At 63.2% G+C, this 9,886-nt stretch carries 8 protein-coding genes and 1 pseudogene; 4 read left to right on the forward strand and 5 right to left on the reverse strand.

The window, feature by feature from the left end; genetic code table 11:
- Positions 1-33 precede the first annotated feature (33 nt).
- The 4 genes from M727_RS0112630 to tkt form a co-directional block, all read right to left on the reverse strand.
- On the reverse strand, positions 34-1,230 hold the full coding sequence (locus M727_RS0112630; RefSeq protein WP_027152990.1) for a phosphoglycerate kinase: 1,197 nt from the start codon (positions 1,228-1,230) through the stop codon (positions 34-36).
- A gap of 110 nt (positions 1,231-1,340) precedes the next feature.
- Positions 1,341-3,230, reverse strand: a complete 1,890-nt coding sequence (locus M727_RS0112635) for a potassium/proton antiporter (protein WP_027152991.1) — start codon at positions 3,228-3,230, stop codon at positions 1,341-1,343.
- Between the two features lie 251 nt (positions 3,231-3,481).
- Positions 3,482-4,492 carry a type I glyceraldehyde-3-phosphate dehydrogenase gene (gene gap, locus M727_RS0112640; protein ID WP_027152992.1) on the reverse strand — a complete coding sequence of 337 codons (1,011 nt, stop codon included), beginning with the start codon at positions 4,490-4,492 and terminating at the stop codon, positions 3,482-3,484.
- A 157-nt stretch (positions 4,493-4,649) separates the two neighbouring features.
- Positions 4,650-6,641: a transketolase gene (gene tkt / locus M727_RS0112645; protein WP_027152993.1), complete on the reverse strand. Its 1,992-nt coding sequence runs from the start codon at positions 6,639-6,641 to the stop codon at positions 4,650-4,652.
- Between the two features lie 303 nt (positions 6,642-6,944).
- On the opposite strand from tkt, the gene M727_RS0112650 reads away from it, so the two are divergent.
- The 4 genes from M727_RS0112650 (at position 6,945) to M727_RS0112665 (ending at position 9,484) form a co-directional block, all read left to right on the forward strand.
- On the forward strand, positions 6,945-7,217 hold the full coding sequence (locus M727_RS0112650; protein ID WP_023797069.1) for a DUF4164 domain-containing protein: 273 nt from the start codon (positions 6,945-6,947) through the stop codon (positions 7,215-7,217).
- An 11-nt stretch (positions 7,218-7,228) separates the two neighbouring features.
- Positions 7,229-7,594, forward strand: coding sequence for a cell division protein ZapA (locus tag M727_RS0112655; RefSeq protein ID WP_023797070.1), 366 nt, complete (start codon positions 7,229-7,231; stop codon positions 7,592-7,594).
- A gap of 212 nt (positions 7,595-7,806) precedes the next feature.
- Positions 7,807-8,466, forward strand: coding sequence for a peroxiredoxin (locus tag M727_RS0112660; protein ID WP_027152994.1), 660 nt, complete (start codon positions 7,807-7,809; stop codon positions 8,464-8,466).
- Positions 8,467-8,611: 145 nt separating this feature from the next.
- Positions 8,612-9,484, forward strand: coding sequence for an MBL fold metallo-hydrolase (locus tag M727_RS0112665; RefSeq protein WP_027152995.1), 873 nt, complete (start codon positions 8,612-8,614; stop codon positions 9,482-9,484).
- Positions 9,485-9,633: 149 nt separating this feature from the next.
- Here M727_RS0112665 and M727_RS0112670 read toward each other — a convergent pair.
- A pseudogene (locus M727_RS0112670) lies at positions 9,634-9,886 on the reverse strand (integrase); the annotation flags it as partial.

Consider the following 9,886-nt stretch of genomic DNA (forward strand, 5'->3'; position numbering starts at 1 on the left):
CCTCGTTCGCCTGTCGCCCAGGGCCTCAGAGCCTCAGCGCTTCAGCACATCGACACCGGGCAGCGGCTTGCCCTCCATCCATTCCAGGAAGGCGCCGCCGGCGGTCGAGACATAGGTGAAGTCGTCGGCGACGCCGGCATGGTTGAGGGCGGCCACCGTGTCGCCGCCACCTGCCACCGAGATCAATTTGCCGGCCTTGGTGCGGGCCGCGGCGTGCTTGGCCGCCGCCACTGTCGCCCGGTCGAACGGCTCGATCTCGAAGGCGCCGAGCGGGCCGTTCCAGACCAGCGTCGCGGCGCGGTCGATCCAGTCGGCAACGGTCTTCACGGTCTTTTCGCCGACATCGAGGATCATGGCGTCGGCCGGCACCTCTGATATGGCGACGGTTTCGCTGGCGGCGCCCGCCTTGAATTCCCTGGCGACGACACCGTCGACCGGCAGGATGACGGCGCAGCCGGCTTCGGCCGCCTCGATCATGATCTGCTTGGCGGTGTTGGCGAGATCATGCTCGCACAGCGATTTTCCGACGGCGGTGCCGCGCGCGGCGAGGAAGGTGTTGGCCATGCCGCCGCCGATGACCAGCGCGTCGACCTTCTTCACCAGATTCATCAGCAGGTCGATCTTGCTCGAGACCTTGGCGCCGCCGACGACGGCGACGACAGGGCGGACGGGATTGCCGAGGCCCTTTTCCAGCGCGTCGAGCTCGGCTTGCATGGTACGGCCGGCGAAGGCCGGCAGCAGGTGCGCAAGCCCTTCCGTCGACGAATGGGCGCGGTGGGCGGCGGAAAAGGCGTCGTTGACGAAGATGTCGCCATTGGCGGCCAGCTTTTCGGTGAAGGCCGGGTCGTTCTTCTCCTCGGCCTTGTAGAAGCGGGTGTTTTCGAGCAGCAGCACGTCGCCGTTGTTCATGGCGGCGACGGCGCTCGCGGCCTTGTTGCCGATGCAATCCGCCGCGAAGCCGACAGGGCGGCCAAGCACCTCCGCGGCCGCCCTGGCGATCGGCTCAAGCGAGAATTCGGGCGAAGGTCCATCCTTGGGCCGGCCGAAATGGGCAAGCAGGATGACCTTGGCGCCCTTGCCGGAAAGCTCGGCGATGGTCGGCGCGATGCGCTCGATGCGGGTGGCGTCGGTGACCTTGCCGTCGGCGACGGGAACGTTGAGGTCGACGCGCACCAGCACGCGCTTGCCGTCGATATTGCCGATGTCGTCCAGTGTCTTAAAGCCGGCCATGCTGTTCCCTTTCGCGAAAAATCGCGGGGACCTTACCCCGCATCAACGACGATGCAAGACCTGCATGGGAGTTCACGGAAAATATGATCCACGCCTCGGGTCGCAAGCAGTCAGCCCTCGCCGGTTGCTTTTCCCACCACTGGCTGTGGAGCCGGTTCCGCGTCGTCCGGCGCCTCGGCAGCCGGCTTTTTGGTCCGCTTGCGCCAATTGCGAACAAAGCCAACGATGCGGTCGGCGATTTCGCCGGCACTCAGGAACACCGGCACCCGTGCCACCGGCGCGGTCGGCTCCAGGGAAAGACCGAGGCCAGTGATCCTGCCCTTGTCGTCGACATCGCGGACGATCAGCTCGATCGGACCAATCAGCACGCGGTCGGCATATTCGGCATGGCCGCCGAGCCGCGCCGTCACCAGGTCGCCGACGGTCAGCTTGCGTTCCTCCTCGGTCAGGCCCGGCGCGTAAGCGGCTTCCAGTTCTGCGGCGGAGCGTGCCGGATCGACGGCGAAGGCGCCGAAGAAGTCGGCATCCTCGGGATCGACCACGGCGCGGCTGGCGAACAGCTTGTCGAGCAGGGCCGGATAGCGATCCGGCACGAAGATGTAGACATGGTCGCCGGCGGCGAGCCTGCCCATGTCCTGGAAGCGCATCGAGCGCCCGTCGCGCAGCACCAGCGACGGCCGCGCCCAGCGCGGAATGCGCTCGCCGCGCGCCACCGGGCTGCCCGGTGCTACGCGGTAGGCGAGCAGCTCGTGATGGGCGGAGCCAGGCAATTCGAGCTCGACCTTGTCCAACGGACCCAGGCGGGCGGGCACGATCAGGCCGAGGCGGCGCGCCAGCGGTCCAACGGTCCATCCCTGGATGACCAGCGATACCAACACCACGATGAAGGCGGTGTTGAAGATGAGGCGGCCATTCTCAAGACCCCCAAGCAGCGGCGTGATGGCGAGCAGGATCGACACGGCGCCACGCAGACCCACCCATGAGACGAAGGCGACTTCCGGGCGCGGCAGACGAAACGGCATCAGGCAAAGCCAGACGGCGATCGGCCGCGCCACGAATATCAGGAACAGACCCAGCAGCACCGCCGGCAGCAGGATCGCCGGAAATTGCGAGGGCGTCGCGAACAGGCCGAGGATCAGGAACATGATGATCTGCGCCAGCCACGACATGCCGTCCTGGAAGCGCTTGAGGATGGTGACGGCGCGGATGTCGGAATTGCCGGCAATGAGGCCGGCGAGATAGACCGCCAGAAAGCCGGAGCCGCCAATGGCGCCGGCGGCGGCGAACACCATCAGCGACAGCGTCAGCACGAAGATCGGCAGCAGCCCGTGGTCGAGATTGAGCCGGTCGACGAGGCGAACGATGGCGAGGCCGCCGAAAATGCCGACGACGGCGCCAAGCCCCATGTTGAGAAGGAAGCCGAGGACGAGGTCGGTAACCAGCACCCTGGCCTCGGGGCTGGCGTTGGCGGCGATGATCTCGACCAGGCTTATGGTCAGGAAGATGGCGATCGGGTCATTGGTGCCGGATTCCACCTCGAGCGTGGAACGCACGCGTTCGCGCAAATTGATCTCGCCGGCGCGCAACAGGAAGAACACCGCTGCCGCGTCGGTCGAGGCGACAGCGGCCCCGAGCAGGAAGGATTCCAGCCAGCTGAGATCGAGCAGATACTGGGCGACGGCGCCGAACAGGCCGGTGGTCAAAAGGACGCCGACGGTCGCCAGCGACAGCGCCGGTCCGGCCGCCTGCCGCAGGGCGTTGAGCGGTGTGCCGAAGCCGGAATCGAACAGGATCACCGCCAACGCCAGTGAGCCGGCAAAATAAGCCAGCCGCGCATTGTCGAACTGGATGCCGAGGCCGTCGGTTCCAGTGGCCAGGCCAATGCAGAGAAACAGCAGCAAGAGAGGGGCGCCGAAGCGGAAGGCGATCAGGCTCGAAAACGCGGCGGCGACGACGAGCGCGGCACCGACCAGCGTCACGAGATAGATCGCATGCTCCATCCGCCAATTGCCCCTCGAATTCGTGTCCCTCTCGCTTTACGGGAGAGTGAGGCGAAGACATGACCGGTGCAAGGCGTGAGGGTGGTTTTTTGCCCTATGCCGCTGATTTTCGAGTGTTTTGGCGCTCAAGGCGCGGGTCTTGCCAAACAAACCCTTAGAGCGTCGTTGCGCATTCACAAGGGCGCTGGGCGCTCTCATGAAAACGCCCGGACAGGCCGGGCGTTTTATATCGCGAGAGGATGGTTCCGCGATCAGGCGATGGTCTTGCCGAAGGCGACGGCGGTGTCGGCCATGCGGTTGGAAAAACCCCATTCATTGTCGTACCAGGACAGCACCGAAACGAAGTTGCCGTCCATGACCTTGGTCTGGTCGAGCGCCATGATCGAGGAATGCGGATCGTGGTTGAAGTCGATCGACACGTTCGGGTGACTGGTGACGGCGAGAACGCCCTTCAACTTGCCGTTGGAGGCGGCGATCACCGCCTCGTTGATTTCCTGCACCGTGGTCGAACGCTTGGCGATGAACTTGAAGTCGACAACCGAGACGTTCGGGGTCGGCACGCGAATGGAGATCCCATCGAGCTTGCCCTTGAGATCGGGCAGCACCAGGCCGATCGCCTTGGCCGCGCCGGTCGAGGTCGGGATCTGCGACAGCGCCGCGGCGCGGGCGCGGTAGAGATCCTTGTGCATGGTGTCCAATGTCGGCTGGTCGCCGGTGTAGGAGTGGATCGTCGTCATCATGCCCTTCTCGATGCCGACGGCCTCATGCAGCACGGCTGCCAGCGGTGCCAGGCAGTTGGTGGTGCAGGAGGCATTCGAGATGACAATGTGGTCCTTGGTCAGCTTGTCATGGTTGATGCCATAGACGACGGTGAGGTCGGCGCCCTCGGCCGGCGCCGAGACGAGGACGCGCTTGGCACCGGCGGCGAGGTGCGCGGCGGCCTTGTCGCGTGCGGTGAAGATGCCGGTGCATTCGAGCGCAATATCGATGCCGAGTTCCTTCCACGGCAGCTGCGTCGGGTCCTTGATCGCGGTGACCTTGAATTTTTCGCTGCCGACGGTGATCTGGTCACCGTCGACCGTCACTTCATGCGGGAAGCGGCCATGCACGCTGTCGTAGCGCAGCAGATGCGCATTGGTCTCGACCGGGCCGAGGTCGTTGACGGCGACGACATCGATGTCCTTGCGGCCGGATTCGTGGATGGCGCGCAGGATGTTGCGGCCGATGCGGCCGAATCCGTTGATGGCAACTCTGACGGTCATTTTTCTCTCCCTGGGAGTTGGAGGCCGAAGATCAAGTCCGCAGCTTCATAACGGCGGGCTGGCAAAGAATCCAGCCGTCGATGGGTTGGATTTAAGTCCATTAGGTCGCGGCTGCCGGCGAAACCGCCATGTGCGGCTTCGCCGGAGACCAGCACATTCACTCGCCGTGCAGGCGGGCTTCCGCCGCCTTCACCGTCGCTTCGGCGGTGATGCCGAAATGCGGATAGAGTTGCTCGATCGTGCCAGAGGCGCCGAAGCCGGTCATGCCGATGAAGATGCCGTCGGTGCCGATGAAATGATCCCAGCCCTGGCGGATGCCGGCTTCGATGGCGATCTTGACCGGCGCGTTGCCGATCGTCTTCTTGCGGTAATCAGCACTTTGCTTGTCGAACAATTCGAAGCAGGGCACAGAGACGACGCGGGTAGGATGGCCGTGCTTCTCCAATGCCTCGCGCGCCGCCAGCGCAATCTCGACCTCGGAGCCCGAAGCGAAGATCGTCACCGCTGCATCGCCACTGGCGGCGGCCAGCTCATAGGCGCCCTGGCGACAAAGGTTTTCCGCAACGAAGTCGTTGCGCACCGCCGCCAGGTTCTGCCGGGTCAGCGCCAGCGTCGAAGGCGTCTTTTCCTGCTCGAGGGCCAACTGCCAGCATTCGGCGGTCTCGACCGCGTCGGCCGGGCGGAAGACACTATGGTTCGGAATGGCGCGCAGTGCGGCCAGATGCTCGACCGGCTGATGGGTGGGGCCGTCTTCGCCGAGACCGATGGAATCGTGGGTCATGACGAAGATCGAGCGGATGCCCATCAGCGAGGCGAGCCGCATCGACGGACGGGCATAGTCGGAAAAGCACATGAACGTGCCGCCATAGGCGATGAGGCCGCCATGCAGCGTCAGTCCGTTGAGCGCGGCGGCCATGCCGTGCTCGCGGATGCCGTAGTGAACGTAGCGCTGGCCGTAGTCGTCCGAGGTGATGTTCTTGGTCTGGCTGGTCTTGGTGTTGTTGGAGCCGGTCAGGTCGGCCGAGCCGCCGATGGTTTCCGGCACGGCGCCGTTGATGACTTCGAGCGCCATTTCCGACGATTTTCGGGTGGCGACCTTCGGTTTGTCCGCGGCGAGCTTCTTCTTGTAGTCGGTGATTACGGCGTCGAAATTCGCCGGCAGCATGCCACTGATGCGGCGCTCGAATTCGCTGCGCAATTGGGCGTCGGCGCTGGCAAGGCGGCCTTCCCAGTCGGTGCGTGCCTTGATGCCGGTGTTGCCGGCGTCGCGCCAGGCATCGAGGATATCGGCAGGAAGCTCGAAAGGCGGATAATCCCAACCGAAGAATTTTCTCGCACCGGCGATTTCCTCGGCGCCGAGCGGCGAACCGTGTGCCTTGTTGGTGCCAGCCTTGGTCGGCGCGCCGAAGCCGATCGTCGTCTTGCAGGCGATCATCGTCGGTTTGTCGGAATGGCGCGCCGCCTCGATGGCATAGGCGATCGCTTCCGGATCCTGGCCGTCGATGTGGCTGGCGTTCCAGCCGGACGCCTGGAAGCGGGCGACCTGATCGGTGTTGTCGGCCAGCGAAACCGGGCCGTCGATCGAGATGTTGTTGTTGTCCCAAAAGACGATCAGCTTGTTCAGCTTGAGATGTCCGGCAAGCGCGATGACTTCCTGGGAAACGCCCTCCATCAGGCAGCCGTCACCGGCCAGCACATAGGTGTAGTGGTCGACGAGGTCGTTGCCGAAGGCGGCATTCATGATGCGCTCGCCGAGCGCGAAACCGACCGAATTGGCAAGCCCCTGGCCGAGCGGGCCGGTCGTCGTCTCGATGCCGGCGGCATGGCCATATTCGGGATGGCCTGCCGTCCTCGACCCCACCTGGCGGAAATGCTTGATCTGGTCGAGGGTGATATCCTCATAGCCGGTCAGATAGAGCAGCGAATAAAGCAGCATCGAACCGTGGCCGGCCGACAGGATGAAACGGTCGCGATCGGGCCAATGCGGGTTCTTCGCATCGTATTTCAGGAAACGCGTGAACAGCACCGTGGCGATGTCGGCGCAGCCCATCGGCAGGCCGGGGTGGCCGGACTGGGCCTTCTCGACGGCGTCCATGGAAAGAAAACGGATCGCATTGGCCATCCGGTCATGTTGTTCGCGCGAGGTCATGCTTCCTCCAGTGTGGGGGGTCGGGGCCTTGGAAGAGCCCTGGAAAGGGGTGCGCGACACATAGCAGGCGCGGCTTTTTAGTCAACAAACCGGCGCACTTTTGCCGATCTTGTTGGTCAGTAAACCGGCGCTTTTGCCGGTCTTGCGATGCGCCAGGAGGGCTTTGGTGGCCTAAATTAGCGTTAGCAGGGGACAGTCGCGAGAGCTTTATTGACGTTGGCTTCACACGGCGCGTAATGTTTCAGACATAACGCGTTCTGAACGTGGATGATTCGGTGATGGGCAGGGCGCAGGACGAAAGCCATGACCGGGGAAACGACACTCAAGGAAGTCATCGCCAGGCTGGGTAAGGCCATCGAGGGGCTGGAAAACGCCGTCGCGGCCAAGCTCGAGCACGAGCGCGACTATACGGAAGCCGAGGCGGAGGTGCAGCGCATGAACGCCGACCGCTCGCGGCTGGCGCAGGAACTCGACAATTCCGAAGCGCGCGCCGAACGGCTGGAAGACGCCAACAAGGAAGTGTCGCGTCGGCTGGTGACCGCCATGGAAACCATCCGCGCCGTGTTGGATAGATAGGGGCTGGCCCAATGGCACAAGTCACGGTTTCCATCGATGGCAAGCAGTATCGCATGGCTTGCGACGAGGGCCAGGAAGAGCATCTGATCGACCTTGCCGAGCGCTTCGACCGCTATGTCTCGCATCTGAAAGATTCATTCGGCGAAATCGGCGACCAGCGGCTGACGGTGATGGCCGGCATCATGGTCATGGACGAGCTTTCGGAACTGCAAAAACGCGTCAAGGGCATGGAAAGCGAAGTGCTGACGCTGCGCAAGACGCGTGACGATGCGCTGACCAAGGCCGACAAGAACGATTCCGTGCTGACCCAAGCGCTTGGCGCGCTCGCCCAGCGCATGGAAGATCTGGCCACGACGCTGGCGGTGAACAAGGCCTAGATTTCCACTACTGTCGCGCCCAACGCCCTATTGCGCCGGCATCAATGGGCGGGAAATGCTGCTGTTTACGACAAAAGGCGAAAAAGTTGTCGTCGCCGGCCCCGGTACCGGTGCAACAGGCGTATGAAGGATGACGCCGCAGTGGTAAAAAGGCGGAAGCAGGGCCGGTGGATGGTCCATGCCGGCTGCAAATCACAGGGTAGGGACGCATCATGAGCCTTCGTATCAACGACACCGCGCCGGATTTCACGGCCGAAACCACGCAAGGGACGATTAACTTCCACGAATGGATCGGTGACGGCTGGGCGGTGCTTTTCAGCCATCCGAAGAATTTCACGCCGGTCTGCACGACCGAGCTCGGCACGATGGCCGGGCTGGAAGGCGAGTTCAAGAAGCGCAACGTCAAGATCATCGGCATTTCCGTCGATCCGGTCGAGAGCCATGGCAAATGGCAGGAAGATATCAAGAAGGCGACCGGCCAATCGGTGAACTACCCGTTGATCGGCGACAAGGACCTCAAGGTCGCCAAGCTCTACGAGATGCTGCCGGCGGGAGCCGGCGAAACCTCGGAAGGCCGCACGCCCGCCGACAACGCTACGGTGCGTTCAGTTTATGTCATCGGCCCAGACAAGAAGATCAAGCTGGTTCTCACCTATCCGATGACCACCGGCCGTAACTTCGATGAGATCCTGCGTGCGATCGATTCCATACAGTTGACCGCCAAGCACCAGGTGGCGACGCCGGCGAACTGGAAGCAGGGCGAGGACGTCATCATCACCGCCGCCGTTTCCAACGAGGATGCGGTCAAGCGTTTCGGCGCCTTCGAGACGATCCTGCCGTATCTCCGCAAGACCAAGCAGCCCTCCGCCTGAGAAGGCGGCACGGAAGGATTTTTGGCCTTTTTGCCTCGGCGAAGCATGCGGTGCTTGACGGCGTAGCGCTGACGAATGACCATGCTCTTCTTTTACTCCGGCAGGGAAAACCATTCCTGCCGGGTGGGAGTTGAGGGAGCCGGGATTGGACGCATCATCGGCCAAGCTGCAGGTGGCAGGCTTTTACGACAAGCCGAGCGGGTCCATCCAGTATGTCGTTGCCGACCCGCAGACGCGACGATGCGCAATCATCGATCCGGTCCTGGATTTCGACGAGAAGTCCGGCAGCACTGCCACGAAAAATGCCGACGCCCTGCTCGACTTCATTAGAGATCAACGGCTGGTTGTCGAATGGATCCTCGACACCCACCCGCATGCCGACCATTTCTCGGCGGCACACTATCTCAGCACGAAGACAGGAGCGCCGACGGCGATCGGCGAGAAGGTCGTCGACGTCCAGAAACTGTGGAAGGCAATCTACAACTGGCCGGGGTTTCCTGCCGACGGATCCCAGTGGAACAGGCTGTTTGCCGACGGCGAGACCTTTTCGGTCGGCGGCGTTCCGGCAAAGGTGCTTTTTTCGCCGGGCCACACGCTGGCCTCGATCACCTATGTGATCGGCGACGCCGCTTTCATCCATGATACGCTGTTCATGCCGGACAGCGGCACGGCGAGAGCGGACTTTCCCGGCGGCAGTGCCGCGCAACTCTGGCGCTCGATCCAAAATATCCTCGCGCTGCCGGACGAGACACGTCTGTTCGTCGGTCATGATTACCAGGCGGAGGGGCGCGAGCCCTTGTGGGAGAGCACGGTCGCGGAACAAAAATCCAAGAACACCCATGTTGCCGCTTGCATGACAGAGGCCGATTTCGTTGCGTTGCGCGAGGCGCGCGACAGGACGCTGCCGATGCCGAGGCTGATCCTGCACGCGCTGCAGGTCAACATGAATGGCGGGCGCTTGCCGGAACCGGAATCCAACGGCCGCCGCTATTTGAAATTTCCGCTCGATTGCCTTTGAGGAGTCGTTGGCAGACGGATCTTCGCATTCCGGAAGCCAGCGCCGCCCCTCATTGTCCTGACCGTCCTCCCCAGCAGCTGCGCTGCAGCTGCGGAGGGTGGACCGTGTCCAGTTGATAGATGGGTAACACTTTGAACCGGATACATGGGTTACAGTTTTCCCCCTGTCGTGTCCGCCGCAGCGCCATGCGGTTTGATTGGCGCGGCGCTGCGGCGGACAAGCTTCATGCGCCTGGTGTCGAGGATGCCGAGCGGGTGGGCATGGAAGCTGAGCGCCCATTGACCATCCTCGGTTTCGGTGGCGGCGACCGCTTCGCCGGCCAGCGCCTTGGAAACGTAGACGAAACCACCGTTCCATCTGATCTCGCCATTGTGGCGCACGCTGCGCACCGCCGCCTCGGCC

The sequence above is a fragment of the Mesorhizobium sp. WSM2561 genome (genome assembly GCF_000513915.1).
GTDB lineage: Bacteria > Pseudomonadota > Alphaproteobacteria > Rhizobiales > Rhizobiaceae > Mesorhizobium > Mesorhizobium muleiense.

Excerpts from the sequence above, each read along its gene's own strand:
- M727_RS0112630 (WP_027152990.1), bottom strand. The coding sequence starts at position 1,230 with ATGGCCGGCTTTAAGACACTGGACGACATCGGCAATATCGACGGCAAG.
- M727_RS0112635 (WP_027152991.1), bottom strand. The coding sequence starts at position 3,230 with ATGGAGCATGCGATCTATCTCGTGACGCTGGTCGGTGCCGCGCTCGTC.
- gap (WP_027152992.1), bottom strand. The coding sequence starts at position 4,492 with ATGACCGTCAGAGTTGCCATCAACGGATTCGGCCGCATCGGCCGCAAC.
- tkt (WP_027152993.1), bottom strand. The coding sequence starts at position 6,641 with ATGACCTCGCGCGAACAACATGACCGGATGGCCAATGCGATCCGTTTT.
- M727_RS0112650 (WP_023797069.1), top strand. The coding sequence starts at position 6,945 with ATGACCGGGGAAACGACACTCAAGGAAGTCATCGCCAGGCTGGGTAAG.
- M727_RS0112655 (WP_023797070.1), top strand. The coding sequence starts at position 7,229 with ATGGCACAAGTCACGGTTTCCATCGATGGCAAGCAGTATCGCATGGCT.
- M727_RS0112660 (WP_027152994.1), top strand. The coding sequence starts at position 7,807 with ATGAGCCTTCGTATCAACGACACCGCGCCGGATTTCACGGCCGAAACC.